Origin of the sequence: Arthrobacter sp. MYb224 (assembly GCF_002975455.1) — a bacterium.
In the GTDB taxonomy this organism is placed as follows: Bacteria; Actinomycetota; Actinomycetes; order Actinomycetales; family Micrococcaceae; genus Glutamicibacter.
In genome coordinates, this window is the sequence record NZ_PCPU01000007.1 from 119,735 (window position 1) to 140,527 (window position 20,793).

The 20,793-nt window shown below is 57.4% G+C and carries 18 protein-coding genes, 1 tRNA gene, 1 pseudogene and 1 riboswitch; of the genes and pseudogenes, 9 read left to right on the forward strand and 11 right to left on the reverse strand.

The features are described 5' to 3' along the window. Window positions 1–128: 128 nt before the first annotated feature. The 3 genes from CQ017_RS14030 to CQ017_RS14040 form a co-directional block, all read right to left on the reverse strand. Window positions 129–1,085: an ROK family protein gene (locus tag CQ017_RS14030; RefSeq protein ID WP_105554196.1), complete on the reverse strand. Its 957-nt coding sequence runs from the start codon at window positions 1,083–1,085 to the stop codon at window positions 129–131. Window positions 1,086–1,119: 34 nt separating this feature from the next. Next, window positions 1,120–1,533 carry a hypothetical protein gene (locus CQ017_RS14035; protein ID WP_105554197.1) on the reverse strand — a complete coding sequence of 138 codons (414 nt, stop codon included), beginning with the start codon at window positions 1,531–1,533 and terminating at the stop codon, window positions 1,120–1,122. 138 nt (window positions 1,534–1,671) lie between these two features. Then, window positions 1,672–2,235 (reverse strand): helix-turn-helix domain-containing protein, encoded by a 564-nt coding sequence (locus tag CQ017_RS14040; protein ID WP_096289169.1) that lies wholly within the window; start codon window positions 2,233–2,235, stop codon window positions 1,672–1,674. Between the two features lie 215 nt (window positions 2,236–2,450). On the opposite strand from CQ017_RS14040, the gene CQ017_RS14045 reads away from it, so the two are divergent. The 4 genes from CQ017_RS14045 to CQ017_RS14065 all read left to right on the forward strand — a co-directional run bounded on the left by CQ017_RS14045 (window position 2,451) and on the right by CQ017_RS14065 (window position 5,496). Further along, entirely contained in the window at window positions 2,451–3,038 is a 588-nt protein-coding gene (locus CQ017_RS14045) for a DinB family protein (protein WP_105554198.1), read from the forward strand. Window positions 3,039–3,393: 355 nt separating this feature from the next. Then, the gene (locus CQ017_RS17915; RefSeq protein WP_146112496.1) at window positions 3,394–3,777 is read left to right on the forward strand and encodes a hypothetical protein; all 384 of its coding nucleotides are present in this window, start codon (window positions 3,394–3,396) and stop codon (window positions 3,775–3,777) included. Between the two features lie 154 nt (window positions 3,778–3,931). Continuing rightward, window positions 3,932–4,044, forward strand: a riboswitch (SAM riboswitch). An 18-nt stretch (window positions 4,045–4,062) separates the two neighbouring features. Then, complete coding sequence (locus CQ017_RS14060; RefSeq protein WP_105554201.1) at window positions 4,063–4,329, forward strand: hypothetical protein; 267 nt, start codon at window positions 4,063–4,065, stop codon at window positions 4,327–4,329. Between the two features lie 63 nt (window positions 4,330–4,392). After that, a complete protein-coding gene (locus CQ017_RS14065) occupies window positions 4,393–5,496 on the forward strand; it encodes a VIT1/CCC1 family protein (RefSeq protein WP_105554202.1) in 1,104 nt (367 codons plus the stop codon). A gap of 68 nt (window positions 5,497–5,564) precedes the next feature. Here the strand turns inward: CQ017_RS14065 and CQ017_RS14070 are convergent, their stop codons facing one another. Further along, the gene (locus CQ017_RS14070) at window positions 5,565–6,692 is read right to left on the reverse strand and encodes an LOG family protein (protein ID WP_258133671.1); all 1,128 of its coding nucleotides are present in this window, start codon (window positions 6,690–6,692) and stop codon (window positions 5,565–5,567) included. A 150-nt stretch (window positions 6,693–6,842) separates the two neighbouring features. Between CQ017_RS14070 and CQ017_RS14075 the strand changes: the two genes are divergently transcribed. Then, on the forward strand, window positions 6,843–10,181 hold the full coding sequence (locus CQ017_RS14075; protein WP_181150559.1) for a DEAD/DEAH box helicase: 3,339 nt from the start codon (window positions 6,843–6,845) through the stop codon (window positions 10,179–10,181). Window positions 10,182–10,310: 129 nt separating this feature from the next. Beyond that, on the forward strand, window positions 10,311–10,628 hold the full coding sequence (locus CQ017_RS14080; protein WP_105554205.1) for a hypothetical protein: 318 nt from the start codon (window positions 10,311–10,313) through the stop codon (window positions 10,626–10,628). 84 nt (window positions 10,629–10,712) lie between these two features. Here CQ017_RS14080 and sucD read toward each other — a convergent pair whose 3' ends face one another. The 3 genes from sucD to pcrA form a co-directional block, all read right to left on the reverse strand. Then, window positions 10,713–11,615 carry a succinate--CoA ligase subunit alpha gene (gene sucD / locus CQ017_RS14085; RefSeq protein ID WP_105554206.1) on the reverse strand — a complete coding sequence of 301 codons (903 nt, stop codon included), beginning with the start codon at window positions 11,613–11,615 and terminating at the stop codon, window positions 10,713–10,715. A 16-nt stretch (window positions 11,616–11,631) separates the two neighbouring features. After that, window positions 11,632–12,804, reverse strand: coding sequence for an ADP-forming succinate--CoA ligase subunit beta (gene sucC / locus CQ017_RS14090; protein WP_105554207.1), 1,173 nt, complete (start codon window positions 12,802–12,804; stop codon window positions 11,632–11,634). Between the two features lie 240 nt (window positions 12,805–13,044). Beyond that, window positions 13,045–15,420: a DNA helicase PcrA gene (gene pcrA, locus CQ017_RS14095; RefSeq protein ID WP_105554208.1), complete on the reverse strand. Its 2,376-nt coding sequence runs from the start codon at window positions 15,418–15,420 to the stop codon at window positions 13,045–13,047. 63 nt (window positions 15,421–15,483) lie between these two features. On the opposite strand from pcrA, the gene CQ017_RS14100 reads away from it, so the two are divergent. Beyond that, window positions 15,484–16,137: a hypothetical protein gene (locus tag CQ017_RS14100; protein WP_105554209.1), complete on the forward strand. Its 654-nt coding sequence runs from the start codon at window positions 15,484–15,486 to the stop codon at window positions 16,135–16,137. 56 nt (window positions 16,138–16,193) lie between these two features. Then, window positions 16,194–16,270, forward strand: a tRNA-Arg gene (locus CQ017_RS14105). A 68-nt stretch (window positions 16,271–16,338) separates the two neighbouring features. On the opposite strand, the gene CQ017_RS14110 is transcribed toward CQ017_RS14105, so the two are convergent. Both CQ017_RS14110 and CQ017_RS18430 read right to left on the reverse strand, forming a co-directional pair. Further along, window positions 16,339–17,322, reverse strand: coding sequence for an ROK family protein (locus CQ017_RS14110; RefSeq protein WP_258133682.1), 984 nt, complete (start codon window positions 17,320–17,322; stop codon window positions 16,339–16,341). An 81-nt stretch (window positions 17,323–17,403) separates the two neighbouring features. Further along, a pseudogene (locus CQ017_RS18430) lies at window positions 17,404–17,568 on the reverse strand (winged helix-turn-helix transcriptional regulator); the annotation flags it as partial. A 188-nt stretch (window positions 17,569–17,756) separates the two neighbouring features. On the opposite strand from CQ017_RS18430, the gene CQ017_RS14115 reads away from it, so the two are divergent. Then, window positions 17,757–18,170, forward strand: coding sequence for an NUDIX domain-containing protein (locus tag CQ017_RS14115; protein WP_181148547.1), 414 nt, complete (start codon window positions 17,757–17,759; stop codon window positions 18,168–18,170). A gap of 147 nt (window positions 18,171–18,317) precedes the next feature. Here CQ017_RS14115 and CQ017_RS14120 read toward each other — a convergent pair whose 3' ends face one another. Both CQ017_RS14120 and CQ017_RS14125 read right to left on the reverse strand, forming a co-directional pair. Further along, window positions 18,318–20,195, reverse strand: a complete 1,878-nt coding sequence (locus CQ017_RS14120) for an ABC transporter ATP-binding protein (RefSeq protein WP_105554212.1) — start codon at window positions 20,193–20,195, stop codon at window positions 18,318–18,320. A gap of 67 nt (window positions 20,196–20,262) precedes the next feature. After that, window positions 20,263–20,757, reverse strand: a complete 495-nt coding sequence (locus CQ017_RS14125) for an HNH endonuclease (RefSeq protein WP_105554213.1) — start codon at window positions 20,755–20,757, stop codon at window positions 20,263–20,265. Window positions 20,758–20,793: the final 36 nt, after the last annotated feature.

The following is a 20,793-nucleotide window of genomic DNA, read 5'->3' on the forward strand; positions in this document are numbered from 1 at the left end:
GCCACGAAAACCGGTTTTTGCTGGTTAAAACAGCGATCCCGCAACACCGATTGGGTTGCGGGATTAGGTCGCTGATTTGGAACGTGAAAATGCGATGAAGCGAATAGTGCGCATTCGCAGGAAACGAGTTACCCGTGCCACCGGGCCAAGTCCGCAGCGCCGATCAGCCCGGCATCCGAGCCAAGCTCGGCTCGTACAACGCGAGCAAACGGCCGGTAGCCTCGCCCCGGCAGTAACTGCCGGTAGGAGGCCTCCGCCTGTTCGACCAGGCAGGTAGAAGCAGACCCAAGTCCCCCGCCGATGACCACGACACCAGGATCCAGCACAGCCGCAAGATTCGAGATTCCCCTCCCGAGCCATCGGCCCATCTCATCGATGAGCTCCATGCAGGCAGGGTCGCCATTGACCGCCAATGCCGTCACCATCGCTCCGCTCACCTTGGCTGGATCCGCATGGCAGGCTTCACGCAGGCTATGCGCCCGCGGAGAATCCAACCGGACAAGCTCCGCGCCTTCACGGCCCAGTGCGTTGCCCGACGCGTATTGTTCCCAGCACCCTCGATTTCCGCACGGGCAACGATGGCCGTCCACCACCAAAGTCTGGTGCCCGAACTCCCCTGCGACGCCAAAACTGCCACGCAGAATACTGTTGCCGAACATGATGGCACCGCCGATACCCATGCCAAGGGTCAGGCAGACGCTCAGCTCTTCGCCTCGCGCAGCTCCGAAACGATGCTCGGCCCACCCTGCGGCGTCGGCATCATTATTCAGGACGACCTGGCGGTTCATCTTCGACTCAAGACGTTCACGCACCGGCTCATCACGCCATGCAAGATGCGGGGAGAAGAGGACATGCGAACCGCTTCGGTTAATCCAGCCGGCGGCCCCGACGCCCACGGGCATATGAGCATCCCCGTCGCTGAGCTCGCTGACTACCTCGGCAATAGAATCTTCGGTCAAGGCTGCGCTCCGGCCCGGAGTAGGGCGGAAGCTTCGGCGAAGAATCCGGCCGTGGCCATCGACCACGCCCCCGGCGATCTTCGTCCCGCCGATGTCTATGCCGACCGCAAGGTTTTCGGTAGACATTTCACCCTCCCAATGCGCGAATGTAGTTCAGCAGCTAGCCTTCGAAGGACTTCTTGCTGCTCGCTACCAATGCCCGGTCCACCTCATGGAACCCAAAACAGAAACCTGCCGAAAGCACGAAGGACTTAATCGCAATCTCGTCGAGTTCATCCGCCACATATACCAGCTGGACGGGCCCGGCAAGCACAAGTAGCACCAGCGTCCACACGGCATATACCCAAGAGGTTTTCGCCTGTGCCATCTGCGGGTATTGAGAACGACGGTGAATAGTGCGTAAGCCGATGACCAGAATGACCCCCGCCAGAATCGCCGCCCCAGCGATGAAGAAATAACGTTGAGTGCGGATCAATGTCATGGTCACACCAATTAAGACACCGAGAATTGCAGACATCCACCAGCTCGCGGAGCGCAGTTCGACCAGTTCAGCCCGTGGCTCGCTTTCCGTCACGGAGCTCCCTTCGGTTATTTATCGGCGTCGAGAAAAGTTGTTGACGCTATGTCAAGGATACGCTTTGGGCTTTGCCCGGCCGAAACCCGGCACGGACGGAAAACGCGCAAACCCTTCAAAAGCGCATTGCGGTTTTGGTCAGAGCAACAGCGTCCAGGTCACTACGGCGGTCCGGTCCGAAGTATTTTCCCAACTGTGCGGCTCACGGCCCGGGAAGGTTACCGTATCGCCCGCTTGCAGTTCAATGCGGTCCTCGGGCAGAACCAAGGTAAATTCTCCGGAAATCACGTGCAGAACTTCCACCTTGCAATCCACCGAATACAGCTCGGCTTCCCCCGAGCCCTGAGGCGCGACCTCTGCCCTAATCATCTGCACCCTGGTCTCGGCGCGGGGAGTGACCAGTTGTTCGGTGATCCCTTGACCACCCAAGGCGATTCGCGGCGCGTGCTCCAGCCTGACCAATTTGGTTTCAGGTACTGAGAAGAGCTGTCCAACCTCTAAGCCCAACACTTCGCAGAGCCTGAGCAACGTCGACACCGAAGGGCTAGTCAAGTCTCGCTCCACGCGAGACAAGAACCCCTTGGTCAGTCCGGACATTTCGGCCACCTGGTCGATGGTCATTCGTCGGGTTTGGCGTACCCCACGCAAACGGGCGCCGATATTAATCGACGAGCCGGTGGGCTCTACGGGCAGTGTTTTCATGCTCTCCCACCATTTTGACACCGGCGCAGCCCTAGCTTGGCAGTACCCGGCCTACAATTCCGCTAAACCAATCCGGTTCAGGTTCCTACACTGCGTCAGTTTACCAATAGGCAACGAGAACTTCGCCGAACTCACGCTTCAGTCCTGAAGTCAGCAAACAAGCCCTCAATGCGCCGTCGCTGTTTATTCAATCGCCATGAAACTAGACTCGGCACATGGATACCGATAGCAATCCGTCCTCCAAGAGACTTCGGAACTATTTGAACGAGGCCCGAAACACCGTGCTCTGGAAGTGTCAGGGACTCTCCGAAGAGTTGGCCCGCCGTCCCATGACGGATACCGGAACACACATGCTTGGTGTCATCTACCATCTAGCAATCACCGAATACGGTTATTTCGGCGAGTGCCTAGGTCGTGTGCCCAACGATCGGCATGTGCTTCAACTACTGCAAAGCGATGATCCGCAGATCGACTTCCTGCCTCCCGCCAGCTTCTCCGTAGAAGATGTTCTCGCGTTGTATCGAAAGTCCATCGCATTCGCCGAGCAGACGCTCGATGAATTGAACTTAGAGTCCCCGGCTGAGGTCCCCTGGTGGTCAGTGCATCGGCATACCACCGTGGAGCATCTCATTGTTCATATGATCGCGGAAACCTCCCGGCATGCTGGGCATCTTGATATCGTCCGAGAGCTTCTCGACGGACAGGTAGGACTGCGTGAACAGGCGAGAAATATCCCCGGCTTTAGCCCTGAGCAATGGAAGCAACAGCGCTCCACCCTGCAGCGAATCGCCGAGCAGTCCTAACACCGGTCTTGGTTAAAGCTCGCTCAAACCCCTAGCCGGGCACCGCCTCAAAGTGCTCGCATAAGCTCGCACCAGCTCGGATGGCCTCATCCGAGCCCAGCGGCTAGAGCACCAGCTTTGAAATCCTCACCACGCAAATGATTCGGATCCCCTTCCCTTCCTCGCACGCCTGAAGATCTCGAAGGCCAAGGCCTCGCCTGCGACGATGGAACTCTGGTTGATCGCTGTAAGGAGCTGGCAGGCTTGGGACTTGGCCGTGACTTTCACCCTCGCAGCATGCGCTCCGGCAGACTCCGGGATCTCAGGCAATGCAACCTTGCCGGGGAAAACTCGTTGTCCTTCTCAGGATTGCAGAATGAGAATTACCTGCGCAGCGTACAGCTCACAGACGCGAACGGCATCGTGCGCTTCACCAGCATCTTCCCCGCGTATTACGCCGGACGCTGGCCGCATATCCACCTCGAAGATTGCCCGGCCCCAGAACTCGTTCACCGATTCGGCCAACGCTATCGCCAACTCAAAGGCAGCCCTGCCCCAAGAGGCCCGTAATGCGGTGCATGCAGCGACCGGTCACGAGCGGTCGGCAACTAATCTGAAGGGCGCCACCTGCGGCGAAATCACCTCCGGTTACGCCGTAAAGTTCGAAGTCGAGGTCAACCCCTGGACCGAACCCCGCGACGGGGCATGCCTGGCGGTGGCCCCGGCAACGACGGCGGGCCGGCAGGAGAATCACCGGTAATGCCGGATGGGCAGGGCCCCGGCCAGCAATCTGCACCTTCGGCGAGCGCAGAATCCTAATCGGCACGGGGCCGTGCACCATGAGACCCGCGAGAGCTGCGTATGACGTTTCACTACGCGGCCGGATGGCGCACCGGTGTAACATCGTGGTGTTGCTTCACGAGATGCGGCGCCAAGCTCCGACTGGCCGCACACCAACCCCAGGTTCATGGGTGGTTCGGATGAAGAAGCGGTCCGTACGCCAATCGGCTACGGGCAAGAGCTCTTTTAAGGGTCCACGATAGTTATGGCTTTAAACGTCCTTCCCATTATCGACCTGCAAACCGGCCAGGTGCAGTTTCCGCTTCGCGGGGTCTGGGTCAGCTATTACGTCACGGACCCGCACCTGCTCACCCGTTTGCTAGCCAGAACCGTGGGTCCGCCGAGCTTCGATAGTCAGCGCGAGGAACTTTCGGTATTCGTGGCAGTTCGGGGGCAAAACGCTGGCACCGCCCACGTATTTAGTCTTGCCAAATTCCCAGTGCTTGAATCGCTCACTAAACTAGGGGGTTGAACCTAATCCGGATCATCTGCCCGTGAACATGATCCAATCTGCCGCAGGAGACGCATCCCCGTGATGGCCCAAACCTCAACTCCCGAACCAACCAAGGCGCAGATCCGCCGCTGGCGCCAGTACATGGCCGATGAGGTCGCCGAAGGCGCGATCTACCGTGAACTGGCCGAAAAGCGCACCGGACAAGAACGCCAAATTCTCCGTGGGCTAGCCGAAGCGGAAGAACGCCACGAAAATTACTGGCGAACCAAGCTCGGCGAACATGTACGCCCGGTCCGCCCGTCCATGCGGCGCACAATGTTGCGTTTCATGGCCCGTCATTTCGGTTCGGTGTTTGTCTTGGCGCTGGCCCAACGCGCCGAAGGCAACTCTCCCTACGCCACCGATCAGGACGCCGCTCCGCAAATGGCGGCGGACGAGCAGGTGCATGAGGAAGTCATTCGTGCTTTGGCTACGGTCGGCCGGTCCCGGTTGTCCGGCAACTTCCGAGCCGCAGTATTCGGGGCGAATGACGGTCTGGTCTCAAATCTAGCCCTGGTCATGGGCATCGGGGCCACCGGTGTGGCCTCGTCCCTCGTGCTCTTCTCCGGAATTGCCGGCCTGCTGGCTGGCGCGCTGTCCATGGCTGCCGGGGAATTCGTGTCAGTCCGTTCCCAACGTGAGCTTCTCACCGCGTCGCGCCCTACCCAGGTCACGCTTTCTGCCGCCCGCGACCTCGATCTAGATGCCAACGAATTGGTCTTGATCTACAAGGCACGTGGCATGAACAATGAGGATGCCGAACACCGCGCGGCAGAACGCATGGGGCTGTTTACCTGCGATTGCAACCCCTCCTTCTCGCTCCATCCAGAAGTTCGCAGCGCGGAGCTGGAACGCGAACATGAGGAGCTAGGTTCGGCACCGGGAGCCGCCATTTCTTCGTTCATGTTCTTCGCTTCCGGCGCAGTTATTCCGATCCTGCCTTACATCTTCGGGCTCACCGGGCTAGCTGCGGTGAGCGTGGCAGTCGCTTTGGTCAGCATCGCGTTGCTGCTCACCGGCGGCGTCGTTGGCCTGCTATCCGGCGCGTCCCCGCTCAAACGCGGCATCCGTCAGCTGGCCATTGGCTTGGGTGCGGCCGCTGTAACCTACTGCTTGGGTTTGCTCTTCGGCACCACCGTGGCTTAGCTCCAAGAAGCAGACTACTGGCCGTTGCCCCAACATGATGCGTCGTGGGGCAACGGCCGGTCTCGTTATTAGAACCGCGTGCGGCGCCGCAATGGAGTCATTGTTTCAATGAATTCGACAGCTTCTTGCACCGAGTCCACCAAAGCTATCCTGCTTTCCATGGCCCTCCCGGCGGCAAGCGCCTGCAGCAAGGGCCAGACTGGAAGCTTCCGGGTCCAATGCTCGCGGCCCACCAACACAATGGGAGCTACGCGAGCGCCAGTCGCGTAGTAGTTTTCGCAGGCGTCTTGGAATATTTCCTGGACTGTCCCGGCTGCACCGGGAAGCACAATGATTCCGCCATTTGCCTGTTCGAGCAGGATGGCTTCGCGAATCGAGTTCGTGAAAAACTTTGCTATATGCGTGGCGAACAGGTTCGGTGGCTCATGGCCATAAAACCAGGTGGGTACGCCCATTGAACTTTTCGTGCTGGGGAATTTTTCACGCACTCGCAATGCCGCACGCGCCCAGGCAGTCCGATGACGGATCGCGTCCGGAGCTTGTGCGAGGATATCCACGGCTCTACCGATAGCCGTTTCGTCATAGTCTGCAAGCCACGCGCCGGCGTTAGCCGCTTCCATGGCCCCTGGTCCCCCACCGGTAACAATCGAATAGCCTCGACCGGTCAGCATTGCACCGAGCCGTACTGCATCGGCGAATTCTTGCGTGCCACGTGCTACCGCGTGCCCACCCATGATCCCGATCATGGGTGTCTCGGCAAATACCCCGTCGTAAACAGCATTCAACATGGCCTGGCCAATATGGTGATCATGCAAAGTCGTTGCCATCGTGCTGTCATCGGTAGAAAATTCCGCAGGTGAATTTGCTTGCGAATAGGTATAGATCTGCGCGTCGAGCACCTGCGAGTAGGGCGCTTCCTTGATCCCCGCGTAGAGCTCTAGCGGGGAATAGAGCTCACGTTCGGAAATATTGAAGGGCAGTTGCGCTCCGGTACTCATGCATAGCCCGCCGGTTGCTTCCACGAGCGAACGTCCGGCCTTGGAGTAGACGCAATCAATAAAAAGGCAGTCGGCAAGGTCCAAAGCGCCTAAGACCGCGTCCCTAGCTTGAAGATCAACCCGGTGTACGCGCCAGTTTCGGGCAAGCGATGCTTGGGTTTCCATGGCTTCGGCGGCGAGCCTGTCGAACTCAATCACTGTGGTGATATTGACCGCTCGGGCGGGGAGGTGGGGCCACACATGAGACATGCACCTACGCTACCTTGAACACAAGTGATTATTCACAGTTAGCGTCCTCAACTTTCACCTACGCCCCGAACGTGAAACGATGAGAGGATGACTGATTCTGTGCCACCACTCATTGACGCAAGGCACCTACTGGCGTACCTGGGTGACGTTCCATTCTTCTTCGGGCAACAACTTGCCAAGAACGACGAATCAGTGACTGAGGTCGCCTTTGACGAAACCTCGAGTGTCATCTCGGGTACCGTCCTCGAAGATGGTCAGAAGTTCTCACCCACTCTCACGGTAATTCGCAGCGCTTCGGGCTGGTCCATCGACGTTTCGGCCTGCAGCTGCGACAAAGGCTCGATCTGCCCACATATCGCGGCGCTGTCCCTCACCGCCAATAAGATCGCAAAGCTGCCCCGCCCGGCGGTCGTCCAAGAGCAAAAGACCGTTGCCGCTTGGTCCCAGCAAGTGAACACCTGGTTTGAAGAACCCGAGCCGGGGCCCGCAGACGGACTCTTAGGGTCCCCAAATGACCCGGTCGTGGCCATGGCCTTGCAGTTCATGGTCTTTGATTCGAAAAATACCTCCCAGCAACAGCAGTGGATGCCTTCGGGAGCGGTCCCCCACCCCACGCGCAACAAACGCTTCCGTTTGGGCGTCCGCCCCATGGTGCGCAATTCCGAGGGACGCTGGGTTCGTGGACAGCTGCGCTGGACTACCATAGCGTTCAAGACTTACGGCTGGAATATGCTGCGCAATCAGCACCATTGGTTCACCCGTTTTGCTGCGCTAGCTCGAAGCAACACTCAGCTGCAGTTTAAGGTCGACGAAGACTGGCTGTTCCTCGATGAGTATGCCTCGGATCTGCTGTGGCCAATGCTTGGCGAAGCTCAAGATCTTGGCATCGAGCTGATTAGCACCCGCAATGAGACCAGCGTGAATATTGACCGCCAGTCCAGATTTGAGTTGCTCGCCGACCTCGGCCAGGACAAATCGCTCACCGTGGCTGGACACTTGAACATTGCAGGTCAGGGCCTAACGCTCAACGCAGAGACTCCCAGCGGAACGATCTCGGACCACGGGTTCTATGTTGAATTGGAAGCACCTGAACAAATCTGGTTGGCGCCAAGCCAAGAGATCGTTCCCGCTCAGCACCGCCGCTGGTTTCAGAATCGCGAACCCTTGCAGGTTCCCGAAGATCAAATGCAGGACTTCTTCGCCGGTTCGTACGCGCGCCTTGCGCGCCGTTTCAATCTGCGCAGCATAAGCAAGGATCTAGTACTTCCCGCCCTGGCCCCGCCGATGGTCCACGCTGATGTGAAATTCATGCGTGAGGAAAAGGAAGATGGCAGCATCAAGGAATCTGCCACCATTGATTTCCAGATCCACTACCCGGGAGTGCCCAACGACCGCGAGGTCTATGACGCCCAGGCCGAGGATTCTTTGCGTAGCACGGTCAATGACGTCTTCGAGCGGCACACAGGCATCAGCAACCACGACTTGGACTCGAAGTTCTTCTCCGGTGAACACATGATTGTTTTTGTTTCGGAGCTGCTGCCCGCCCTACATGGCCTGTCCATCATGAAGATCACCGAAGAAGGTATTCGCCCGGTTTACCGTCAACTACGTGAACTTCCGCGGCTGAAGATCAACGCGGTGAGCCACGAACGCAATGACTGGCTTGATTTGGGCTTGCTGATCGCCGTAGGCGACCATGAAGTACCTTTCTCCACCATTCTCGAGGCGCTCACCAGCGGTGCCATGAAGGTCAAGCTTCCGGATAACACCTGGTTCTCACTGGACCACCCGTTATTTGCCAAGCTGAAGGCGCTGGTCGATGAGGCTCAGGCGCTGAATGACAAGCCCAAGGATGCCGACCTGAAGCTCTCGGTCTTCCAAGTCTCGCTCTTCGATGAATTTGATGAGCTTGCCGAGGGAATCGAAGGTGCCGACCTATTTATCGGGCGCATGCGTTCGCTCCTGCGTGTGGCGGAAGGTGAAGAGGCCGAAGTGCCCGATACGCTCAATGCCACCTTGCGCCCGTATCAGGTCGAGGGCTATCAATGGCTTGCGCGCCTGTACCGAGGCGGTTTTGGCGGCATTCTTGCCGACGACATGGGACTGGGCAAAACCCTTCAAACCATCGCGTTAATGCTTCACGCACGCAAACTCTGGGATGACCCGAAGCATGTGGCGCAGCTACCAGCCGCTCAGCGAAACAGTGCCCCCTTCCTCGTCGTTGCTCCAAGCTCCGTTGTTTCCAACTGGGAGATGGAGATCAAACGGTTCGCTCCGAGCCTGAGCGTGATCACCGTAGAAGGTACCCTCGGTTCCGAACGCGATCTGAACGAACTAGTGGCCAACTATGACGTCATCCTGACCACCTACACGCTGCTTCGGCTCAACGATGAGATGTATGAATCCCAGCGATTCGCTGGCCTGATCCTGGACGAGGCTCAGTTCGTGAAGAATCGTTCGACCAAGGCCCACCGCAGCGCGGTGAATATCCAGACGAACTTCAAGCTGGCGGTCACCGGCACGCCAATGGAGAACAACCTCGCCGAGCTCGGCGCGCTGCTTTCGTTGACTTCTCCATCGCTGTTCATGAATACCAGCCGGTTCAACCGCCAGTTTGCCCGCCCCATTGAAGTGCTAGGCGATAAGGAAACCCTGAAGTTACTGCAGCGCCGCGTGAAACCTTTCATGCTGCGCCGCACCAAGGAATCTGTCGTCTTGGATCTCCCCGCCAAGCAAGAACAGCAGGTCTTGGTGCGTCTGAGCGAAGAGCACCAGCATGTGTACGACACGCATCTGAACCGTGAGCGACAGAAGATCTTGCACCTTGTTGAGGATCTGGACCGCAACCGCTTTACAATCTTCCAGTCCCTGACCCATCTACGCATGCTTGCCTTGGAACCTTCGCTGGTTGACCCGGAACTTGCCGAAATCCCGGGCTCTAAGTTGGAAGCGCTCTTCGAGCAGCTTGAGGATGTGCTCAGCGAACAGCACCGCGCTTTGGTATTCTCACAATTCACTTCCTACCTGAAGGTCCTTGCGGCAAAGTTGGAAGCACGTGGTATCCCGTACGTATATCTGGACGGCAACACACGCAACCGTGCGAAGGTCATTGAGCAGTTCAAGGACGGCGAAGCGCCGCTGTTCCTGATCTCGTTGAAGGCCGGCGGTTTTGGCTTGAACTTAACCGAGGCCGACTACTGCTTCCTACTTGACCCTTGGTGGAATCCTGCCGTAGAAGCGCAGGCGATCGACCGCACCCACCGAATCGGGCAAACCCGCCAGGTGATGGTTTACCGGATGATTGCCCAGGGCACCATCGAAGAAAAGGTTGTTGCTCTCCAAGAATCCAAGCGGAAGCTGATCTCCACGGTTATGGACGAAGCCGATGGATTCTCGAAGGCTTTGACGGCTCAGGATATTCGCGGGTTGCTCGAATAACAGCTTTATTACATCTGCGTTGTTTGACGGGCTTTTACCAGCGAATCGCGCTATATTCAATATGTCTAGTTGCGTGTTCTCTGCCACACTGAGCGCAGGCAAAGAGGCAAGCCCCGGAGGTCTTCTCCGGTGGCACAACGCAAGATGAAGGCGGTTATAACCGTGTCCCTGATTAAATCGGAGACTCTGAGTACACCGAGTGACGACTGGATGAGCGCATCGGTGAGCACTGAACAAGATCGTGTGGTGATTGAAACCGAGCAGGAGCGTCTGTCTCTGGACAACGAGCGGCTCTTGGAAAAGATCCGGCGAGTTATCGCTTCGCCGCTCGAGGAAATTTTCTATAACCCAAAGCACCGGATGCTTTTGATACCTGGTGCTTTCGCGGTCATCGGCTCCTCGTTCTTGAGGGTCGACACGGACGCAGCTGCTGGCCTACGCGGCTAGGACATTGTCCGAGTACAGGTAAAGCCCCACGGCATCGAAAACCGATGCCATGGGGCTTTTTCGCGTCTGCGAGTTGCCTAGGGCTTAGAGAGCCGCGAAAACTTCGCGCAACAGGACGGCAGTCTCCGAAGGAGTCTTGCCTACCTTCACGCCGGCAGCTTCGAGAGCTTCCTTCTTGGCCTGAGCGGTACCTGCCGAGCCGGAGACGATGGCGCCAGCGTGGCCCATGGTCTTGCCCTCGGGAGCGGTGAAGCCAGCCACGTAGCCAACAACTGGCTTGGTGACGTTGGCCTTGATGTAGTCGGCTGCGCGCTCTTCAGCGTCGCCGCCGATCTCGCCGATCATCACGATGGCCTTGGTCTCTGGATCAGCTTCGAAAGCGGCCAGGGCATCGATATGGGTGGTACCGATGACTGGGTCGCCGCCGATCCCGATGGCGGTGGAGAAGCCCAGGTCGCGCAGTTCGAACATCATCTGGTAGGTCAGGGTACCGGACTTGGATACCAAGCCGATTGGGCCCTTCTTGGTGATGTTGTTCGGGGTGATGCCGACCAGTGCTTCGCCTGGTGTGATGATGCCTGGGCAGTTAGGGCCGATAATGCGGGTGATCTGGTTGCCGTCGGCGTCAACCTTCGACTGTGCCAGCGCCCAGAACTCGGCCGAGTCCTGCACTGGAACGCCTTCGGTGATGACTACGACGAGGCCAACCTCGGCCTCGATAGCTTCAACGACTGCGTCCTTGGTGAACTTAGGTGGGACGAAGACGATCGATACGTCTGCGCCGGTCTCGGCCTTGGCCTCAGCCACGGTGCCGTACACCTTGATGTCCTTGTCACCGTGGGTGACGGTGGTGCCGGCCTTGCGGGCGTTCACGCCACCGACAATGTTGGTGCCAGCCTTGAGCATCAGGGCGGTGTGCTTGGTGCCTTCGCCGCCGGTGATGCCCTGGACGATGACCTTGGAGTCCTTGTTCAGGTAAATGCTCATTGTTCGCTTATCCCTCTTACTTCGCTGCGTTGGCGAGCTCGGCAGCCTTGTCGGCGCCCTCGTCCATGGTTGCTGCCAGGGTCACCAGTGGGTGGTTGGCTTCGGCCAGGATGGCGCGGCCTTCTTCAACGTTGTTGCCGTCAAGGCGGACAACCAGCGGCTTGTTAGCGGAATCGCCCAAGGTGTTCAGCGCGCCAACGATGCCGTTTGCTACGGCGTCACATGCGGTGATGCCACCGAAAACGTTCACGAAGACCGAATTGACCTGTGGGTCATTCAAGATGACGTCCAGGCCTGCAGCCATAACCTCAGCCGAGGCTCCACCGCCGATATCCAGGAAGTTAGCTGGCTTCACGTTGCCGTGGTTCTCGCCCGCGTAGGCTACAACATCCAAGGTGGACATAACTAGGCCAGCACCGTTACCGATGATGCCTACTTCGCCGTCCAGCTTGACGTAGTTCAGGCCAGCGGCCTTTGCCTTGGCTTCCAGTGGGTCTGCTGCGCCCTTGTCCTCAAGCTCTTCGTGAGCCGGGTGGCGAACCTCGGATGCGTTCTCATCCAGGGAAACCTTGCCATCCAGTGCAACGATGTCACCGGCACCGGTCTTCACCAGCGGGTTCACCTCAACGAGGGTGGCGTCCTCTTCCTTGAAAACAACCCACAGCTTTTGCAGGGTGTCGGCAACCTTTGCGCGCAGTTCTTCAGGGAAACCTGCTGCGGCAACGATTTCGTCGGCCTTGGCAGCGTCGATGCCAACCAATGGATCGACGGCGACCTTTGCCAGTGCGTCCGGACGCTCAACTGCGAGCACCTCGATCTCCATGCCACCTTCTACCGAGCACATGGCCAGGTAGTTACGGTTTGCACGGTCCAGCAGTACCGAGAAGTAGAATTCCTCAGCAATGTCGGCGCCCTGGGCGATCATGACCTTGTTGACGGTGTGGCCCTTGATGTCCATACCGAGAATGTTGGAAGCGTGCTCGAAAGCCTCGTCTGCGGTCTTGGCAACCTTAACGCCGCCAGCCTTACCGCGGCCACCGACCTTGACCTGTGCCTTAACTACAACAACGCCGCCGATCTTCTCAGCTGCGGCTTTGGCTTCTTCCGGGGTGTAAGCGACGATACCGGCAAGCACGGGAACCCCGTGTGCCTCGAATAGATCGCGCGCCTGGTACTCATACAGGTCCACGGGTTTGTGTCCTTCGTTCGAAGTTCATGCTGACTCGCGACATGGCCATAAATCGAAATCCATGCCACGCCCTAGAGAGCGCAACGTAACTATCGGCAGTCATACGGCGCCGTAGCCGTGCGCACCTCTCAGACTATCCCTACTTTTACAAACTTCCCACTTTTACAGGCTGTAGAGAACCGCCGAGCAGCCTGTCGCCGGTTTCAAGAAACCTCAAAGCGCGCGCCAAAGATTCTTCGGTTAGTCAACCATTTCTAATGGCGCGTAACGCAATAGAAGCCGTTTTTCCGAGTCAGCAAATTGCACTTTTGCAACCGTCTTATCACCGACACCTTCGATCGCGATAACAACACCCAAGCCAAAGCCAGAATGTTTCACGTTTTGACCAACCTTTGGAATGACAATTTCTTTGTTCTGCTGCACGCGCTGCTTGGCCACCGGAGCGGCGTTGTGCCCACGAGATGCAAAATTCGAAGCATTGCCGGCACCCCAATGAGATCCACGGTCATACCGACTCGTGGCGAAATTCACCGTTCCGTTACTCGCACCCCACCCTGAAAGCTGGGCTCCTTCACGCTTCCAGTCCAACAAGTGGGAAGGAATTTCATCGAGAAACTGACTTGCAGGGTTATATTGCGACTGTCCCCACAAGCTACGCTGTTCGGCACGCGTCAGGTACAACCGTTCCCTAGCCCGCGTTAGCCCCACATACGCTAAACGTCGTTCCTCTGCCAATTCCTTTTCGTCGGTCATGGAACGCTGGTGCGGAAAGACTCCGTGTTCCATGCCGGTCAGGAACACTACCGGGAATTCCAGCCCTTTCGCGGTGTGCAGCGTCATCAGCGTGACCACACCTTCACGAGCCGCCATTTCTGCGCCTTCGCTATCCGTAGGCGCCTCGGGAATCTGATCTGCGTCGGCCACCAACGCCACCCGCTCCAAGAACCCTTCCAGGCCCCCCTCCGGCTCATCATTCACATAGTCACGGACCACCGCGACGAGCTCTGCAAGGTTTTCTACCCGGGATTCATCCTGCGGATCGCTCGACGCGCGAAGCACCTCGAGATATCCGGTCTGCTCCAGCACCGCTTCCAGCGCTTCGGCCGGGCCGGAGCCTTCTGCAACAGTCTTCAAATCGTCCATCAAAGACACAAAAGCCGCGGTCATCTTGATGCCACGAGTCCCTAGACCCGGGGCTTCATCGGAACGGCGCAACGCTTCCATAAATGAGATCCGGTCGCGTTCGGCTAGCGCTGCCACCGCTCCTTCGGCTCGGTCGCCGATGCCGCGTTTGGGCTCGTTGAGGATGCGGCGAACGTTAATGTCGTCTTCGGGATTCACCAATGCTCGCAAATAAGACAGGGCGTCTTTGATTTCCTTGCGGTCGTAGAATCGGGTGCCGCCAACCACCCGATACTTTAGATCTACGCGCATGAGCTGCTCTTCGAGAGCTCGGGACTGAGCGTTGGTGCGATAGAAAATGGCTACATCGCCCGGTCGCACGTCTTCTTCGTCGTTGAGCCGAAGGATCTCCTCTGCGATCCAGCGCGCCTCGTCCCCCTCGGATTCGCCCACGTAACCGGTGATTTGATCGCCGTCCCCGCTGGCCGTCCACAGTCGTTTATCGTTGCGGTCCGGGTTCCGTTTGATCACTTCGTTCGCTGCCGAAAGGATGTTCTGGGTGGAACGGTAGTTCTGTTCAAGTTTGATCGTCGCCGCGTCTGCGTAATCCTTTTCGAATTCCACAATATTGCGAATATCCGCTCCACGAAACGCATAAATCGACTGATCGGAGTCGCCGACCACCGTCAGTTCGCCAGGCATGGTCAGCCCATCAGGTCCGGTTAGTTCTCGTATCAACGAGTACTGCGCGTGGTTCGTATCCTGATACTCGTCAATCAGCACATGGCGGAAGCGGCGACGATAGTTGTCCGCCACCGCTGGGAAGGCCCGGAACATGTAAACGACCTGTCCAATCAGGTCGTCAAAGTCCATCGCGTTCGCCGCGCGCAGCCGTCGGGTATAGCCCCGGTAGACCTCTGCCACGGCTCGCGCGAACGGATCATTGGTGTTCATGGTGGAGGCGAAATCTTCTTCGTCGATAAGTTCGTTCTTCAACGACGAGATCTTGTGGGCGATGGCCTTGGGCGTGAACCGCTTTGGATCAATGTCCAGTCCCTTGGCAATAAGCGTGATCAAGCGCAGGGAGTCGGCCGAATCGTAGATCGAGAAGTTCGACTTCAAACCGATAGTTGCCGCCTCACGGCGCAGAATGCGTACACATGAGGAGTGGAAGGTAGAGATCCACATCTTTTTTGCCCGATCTTCACCGATCAGCGCGGAAGCGCGCTCACGCATTTCCGCTGCGGCTTTGTTGGTGAAGGTGATAGCAAGAATTTCGTGCGGTCGGGCCCGTCCGGTAGCTAGCAAATACGCAATGCGATGAGTCAGCACACGGGTCTTACCAGAGCCAGCACCAGCAACGATCAAGAGCGGACCGCCGTGATAGCGAACTGCCTTGTCTTGCTGTTCGTTCATCCCCACCAATAGCTCTTCGGGCGTTGGTAAAGTGCGCTGTGCCGGCTCCGCGGCGAAGTCATCGTTAAGGAAATCCATGGTGAAGCCAGTCTACGTGGGCTCTGCGACGGTTTCACCGACCTACCCGGCATAATGGACGGTATGGCAAAGAACGTTAAGAAGAGCAAAGAGTACCGCAAGCCAGCGCATTTCCAAGATGAGCAGGCCAAGAGGCTCGGTCAAGGACTGCGAGATTCTGCGCAGCAACGTGAATCCACTTCCAATCCGATGCTGTTGATATCGGCGGGGTTGGTCACGTGCGTGTTCCTCTTTGTGTACTACCACCTGCTCACGATGCACCAGATGACCGATCTCAGCAACGGGTTAGCCATGCCAGATCAGCGTGTCTTCGGTTACACGGTGTCGGATATTGAAGCGCTACGTGCAGCCATGGATTCGGATGCCACCGGACAGCTAAATTATCTTCACAAGACCGCCGGATTGCTGTTCCCGTTGCTGACCGGGCTGTTTTCCATGCTGATCTTCATTCGGTGGATCCCCAACCGTCAGATGCGCTGGCTGGCCTGGCTGGCACCGTTGCTGTTTGCGGTGACCGACCTGTGGGAGAACTTTGCCATTGATTCGCTCTTCGGCGCGGAACTCAACGAAAGCACCGTCGTGCTCGCTTCGATCCTGACCACGATTCGGTGGGCCACGCTATTCATCACGGCTGCGCTAGTCTTTGGCTTGGCGGCTCGTCGTGCGAACAAGGCGATGATTAAGAAAATGGCTCAGATTCGACAGCAGTCATCCTGACAAATTCATCATCAACTTCCTAGTAGGATAGTGTTGATGGCGCGCTTAGCGCCTGCGCCCCTGTAGCTCAGTAGGATAGAGCGACCCTCTCCTAAAGGGTAGGCCGTCGGTTCGATTCCGGCCAGGGGCACCAACAAAAAGTTGAGGTCCCGCTCCTAACCGGAGCGGGACCTCAACTTTTTGTTGGTCTTATCGAACGACTTAGCGCAGTAGCAGTGCGGTAGCCTTCGGCGAGAGCGAGGCATCCATGACGACGCATGCGCCACCGATGGCGCCAACCTGCGAGCCTAGGCTCGAGGTGCGGGTACCGACCTCGTGGACTGCACGTAGCCCGAAGCGACGCTGAACGGCTTCATCGACTTCATCAGCAACGAGCTCGCGAACCTTGTCCCACTGTGGACCGCCGAAGACGATCTCGCGGACGTCCAGCGCATTGGCCAGCTGTCCGGCGACTTCACCCACCCGAATCATCGATTCAATGATCAGCTCCTTGGCGACGGCGTTGCCTTCCAGCGCAAGTTCGGTGAGACGGTTGATGCCTTCGGAGCGCTGCTCCGGGCCCATGATTTCGTAGGTCGGCAGTTCCAGTCCGCGTTCCTTAGCCTGGGCGGCCATGAACTCGTAGGAGGTGCCTGTAGCCAAGCAATCGTCGGCGCCGCACTCTTCGCAGGCGACGGCCTTGCGTCCGGTGGAGTAATGCCCGATTTCGCCAGCGTTGTTGCTCGAACCGTGGTGGACTTCGCCGTCGATGACGATACCTGCGCCGAAGCCGTGGCCGCAGTAAACGAAGACGAAATCATCTGATTTCTCTTCCTTGGACTGCCAACGCTCACCGACCGCAGATGCGATGGTGTCCTTTTCGATGATTACCTGCAAGCGCAGTAGCTTACGAAGTGGATTGACCAGCTCTACATCTGCCCAGCCATCGAGCAGCGGTGGGTTGAGCACCACACCGTCTTCGACGTTAACCGGTCCGGGTACGGCAATGCCGACACCGACGATGTGTTTTTTCGGCACACGAATCTCGGAAATCAATTCCTTGACCGTGTCTGCCATCAGCTGGATGGTTTCCGCGGCTACTTCGAGATTCGGTACATCGATACTGCGCTCACGCAATACTTCGCCGCGCAGGTTCATGGCCACGAAGGTCAGCACGCTTGGGTCAAGATGGATGCCGATGGACACTAATCGGTTTCCCTCTAGTTCCAGAACGGTTCTCGGCTTACCTGGACCGGACACAATGGTTCGGTCTTCGCGAACGATGCCATCGTCAAGAAGACGACGAACGACGTTTGAAATTGTCTGTGGTGAAAGTCCAGTCGAACCTGCGAGCTCCACACGGCTGATGCCGTCCGGGGCTCGTCGGATGGACTCAAGGATAACCGCCTGGTTAAAATCGCCAAGGCGGCCTAAGTTTGTTCCCCGTCGCATTAAAGCTCCATAGATCTATAAATTTGATGGATCGATCTCTCTATTCCAACATCCGGCCAAGACGTCGTCGTACGATCTGAAACTGCGAGTTCTCTAATCACGACGTTGCTCAACTAAAAACGTTGGAGATCCAATAATGCACGTTACCATTCGTCACGAGTTTTCACACGCGATATTGTGTTTTGGTGATGAAAAATTTAACTATCTCGGCAGCGTGTTTAATCAACGATCAGGGACAAATTCTTCTTGTTCGGAAGCGTGGGACTTCAAAATTCATGCAACCCGGCGGAAAACCGGAAGCGGGCGAGACACCCTTAGAGACCGTGATGCGCGAGGTACATGAGGAATTAGGGGTGAAGTTCGAGGAAAAAGACTTTGCAGAGTACGGCCAATGGCTTGGACCGGCGGCCAATGAAGCAGACACCTCAATACAAGCCTATTTGTTCGGCGCAAGATATAACGGTTCCCCCAAACCATTAGCCGAACTCGAAGAGCTCATGTGGATCCACCCCCACGATGCCCTATTGCGTGATGACATCGCCCCACTATTACGCCAGCACGTATTGCCTACCCTTCTCGCTCGGAGAAACGCTCCCAACTAACGAGCAGATATGTAGAAGAGTTTGTCACGTGGCGTTGAGGACCGACCTCGAACCACTTTCATTGGTGCCCGCGGCCATGACAGCTCACCGGTTCTCTGGCATCGCCACGAGTTCCGCGTAGTGCAGGAATATGGCGCATAAGCTGCTTTAGTTGCGATCCGGGTCCTGGGCCGAATTGAACTGAGTTTCATAGAACTTTGAGTAGGCGCCTTGTGCGCTTAGCAAGCTCTGATGCGTTCCACGTTCAACGATGCGTCCACCGTCGATCACCAAAATTTGATCCGCTTGCCGGATCGTTGAAAGCCGATGGGCAATGACCAAAGCCGTGCGGTTTTCCAGCGCCTGGGACAGCGCCAGCTGCACAGCAAGTTCACTGCGTGAATCCAAAGCTGCAGTTGCTTCGTCGAGAATGACCAGTCCCGGATTCGCCAGAATCATTCGGGCGATCGTCAGGCGTTGGCGTTCACCGCCAGATAGCCGGTATCCGCGTTCCCCGACCACCGTGGCCAGTCCGTCCGGGAGGGCTTCGATTTGGCTCCGCAACTGCGCGTCTTCCAAAGCCGACCAAAGTTGCTCTTCGCTGGCGTCAGGGTTTGCCAGCAACAAATTGGAGCGTACGGTCTCGTGCAACAAGTGCCCGTCTTGGGTGACCATGCCCAGTTCGCCATATAGGGACTTGAGGGTGATATCGCGCAGGTCGTGTCCGTTGAGCGTGATAGCACCGCCACGCACGTCGTAGAGCCGTGCGAGCAGCTGCGCGATGGTCGATTTACCAGCGCCGGAAGAGCCGACCAACGCGACGGTGTGACCGGGCTGAATTTCAAAGGAAATATCGTGCAGAATCTCTTCGCCACCGCGTTTGTCGAGCACCGCAGTATCTTCCAGCGAGGCTAGCGACACTTCCTCGGCACTCGGGTAAGCGAAGTTCACCTTGTCGAATTTCACTGCCACAGGCTCTACTGGAAGGGCAATCGCGTTCGGGGCGTTTTTGATCAGCGGTTCGAGGTCTAGCACCTCAAACACCCTGTCGAAGCTAACCAGCGCGCTGGTGATCTCCACGCGGGCGTTAGCAAGTCCCGTAAGCGGCGTATACAGGCGGATAATGAGCATCCCGAGCACTACCACGTCACCCGCCGCCATCTCGCCACGCAAGGCATAGAACCCGCCCAGTCCGTACACTAGGGCCAGCGAAAGCGCCGCGACCAGCCCTAGCACCGTTACAAATGCGAATTGCCGCATGGTCATCTTGATGCCGATGTCGCGTACTCGCGCAGCCCGCAATCCAAATTGCTCGGATTCTTCGTTGGGACGCCCATAGAGTTTGATCAGCGTAGCTCCGGGTGCGGAGAATCGTTCGGTCATCTGGGTGCTCATTGAAGCGTTCAGATCTGCCGACTCCTTGCGCAGCCCAGCTAGGGACTTTCCGAAGCGTCTTGCCGGCAGCAGGAACAGCGGGAAAAGGACCAGCGCCAGGATCGTGACCTGCCAGGAGGTAGTGAGCATGACGATAGCGGTCAGGATCAGTGCAACTGCATTTGAAACGATTCCGGATAAGGTTCCGGCGAAAGCGGCTTGGGCCCCGATAACATCTGAATTGAGCCGGGAGGTCAGTGCTCCGGTGCGAGTTCGTGCGAAAAACGCGATGGGCATCTTCTGCACGTGGTCAAATACCTTGGTGCGAAGATCAAAGATGATTTGCTCACCGAGGTTAGAGGACTGCCAGCGTACGAGCATCGCGAATATCGAATCGAAAACGGCGACTACCACCATAACGATCGCCAAGTTCCGCACGGTCTCCCAACTGCCTTGCGCCACGATTGCGTCAACGACTCGTCCGGCAAGCACCGGTGTGATGACAGCAATTGCCGCTGACAATACAGAGAAAATCACGAAGATTATCAGACGTGCTTTATAGCTGAGTGCGAAGTCGAAAACACGCCGCGGGGTCTCTGGACGATATGCACGTCGCTGTTCGCTCTTTGAGAGCTGCCACAGCGTACTCCACGCCGCGCCTTCCATACTCACGAGTTACCTCCGTGATTTGTTCAGATTAGTACTAACGTCTCAACATCTCACGGAGTCCGAATATTTCCTAGCTGGCATGAAGGTATTGAGCCCATGAAGAATCAATATGGTCAAGTCCGGAAACCAGATGCCCTCCCACCCTTGGCTGATGCGGTGTGAGCAACAATTGCCATCCCAATTGCGAGAGCATCTTGTCGGCCTTGCGGCTGTTACACGACAAGCAGGCCGCTACGAGGTTCTCCCAGGTATTCTGCCCGCCTCTGCTGCGCGGAATTACGTGGTCGATGGTGTTAGCGGTTTTTCCGCAGTAGGCGCAGCGGAAGTGGTCTCTACGAAGAACGCCCCTACGGGTCACATGATTCATGTTCCTGTAGGGGCGTCGCACATATCGTTTTAACACGATCACGGTGGGGCGCGGTAAGTCGCCGTGCGAGCTGCGCACGGGTGACTCGTGATCTTGCAAAATGATTGTTGCTTTCTCGGCAAGCACAAGGAGCAAGGCGCGACGGAAAGTCACCACCGCTAATGGCTCATAACCTGCGTTCAAAACCAACGTTCGCATTCGCATATTTCCTTCAATGAGCTTGTGTGCATCACT

Coding starts and splice junctions, on each gene's coding strand:
- CQ017_RS14115 (WP_181148547.1), top strand. CDS start 17,757: ATGAAAAATTTAACTATCTCGGCAGCGTGTTTAATCAACGATCAGGGA.
- CQ017_RS17915 (WP_146112496.1), top strand. CDS start 3,394: ATGAGAATTACCTGCGCAGCGTACAGCTCACAGACGCGAACGGCATCG.
- sucD (WP_105554206.1), bottom strand. CDS start 11,615: ATGAGCATTTACCTGAACAAGGACTCCAAGGTCATCGTCCAGGGCATC.
- pcrA (WP_105554208.1), bottom strand. CDS start 15,420: ATGGATTTCCTTAACGATGACTTCGCCGCGGAGCCGGCACAGCGCACT.
- CQ017_RS14100 (WP_105554209.1), top strand. CDS start 15,484: ATGGCAAAGAACGTTAAGAAGAGCAAAGAGTACCGCAAGCCAGCGCAT.
- CQ017_RS14125 (WP_105554213.1), bottom strand. CDS start 20,757: ATGCGAACGTTGGTTTTGAACGCAGGTTATGAGCCATTAGCGGTGGTG.
- CQ017_RS14040 (WP_096289169.1), bottom strand. CDS start 2,235: ATGAAAACACTGCCCGTAGAGCCCACCGGCTCGTCGATTAATATCGGC.
- CQ017_RS14060 (WP_105554201.1), top strand. CDS start 4,063: ATGGCTTTAAACGTCCTTCCCATTATCGACCTGCAAACCGGCCAGGTG.
- CQ017_RS14045 (WP_105554198.1), top strand. CDS start 2,451: ATGGATACCGATAGCAATCCGTCCTCCAAGAGACTTCGGAACTATTTG.
- CQ017_RS14065 (WP_105554202.1), top strand. CDS start 4,393: ATGGCCCAAACCTCAACTCCCGAACCAACCAAGGCGCAGATCCGCCGC.
- CQ017_RS14030 (WP_105554196.1), bottom strand. CDS start 1,085: ATGTCTACCGAAAACCTTGCGGTCGGCATAGACATCGGCGGGACGAAG.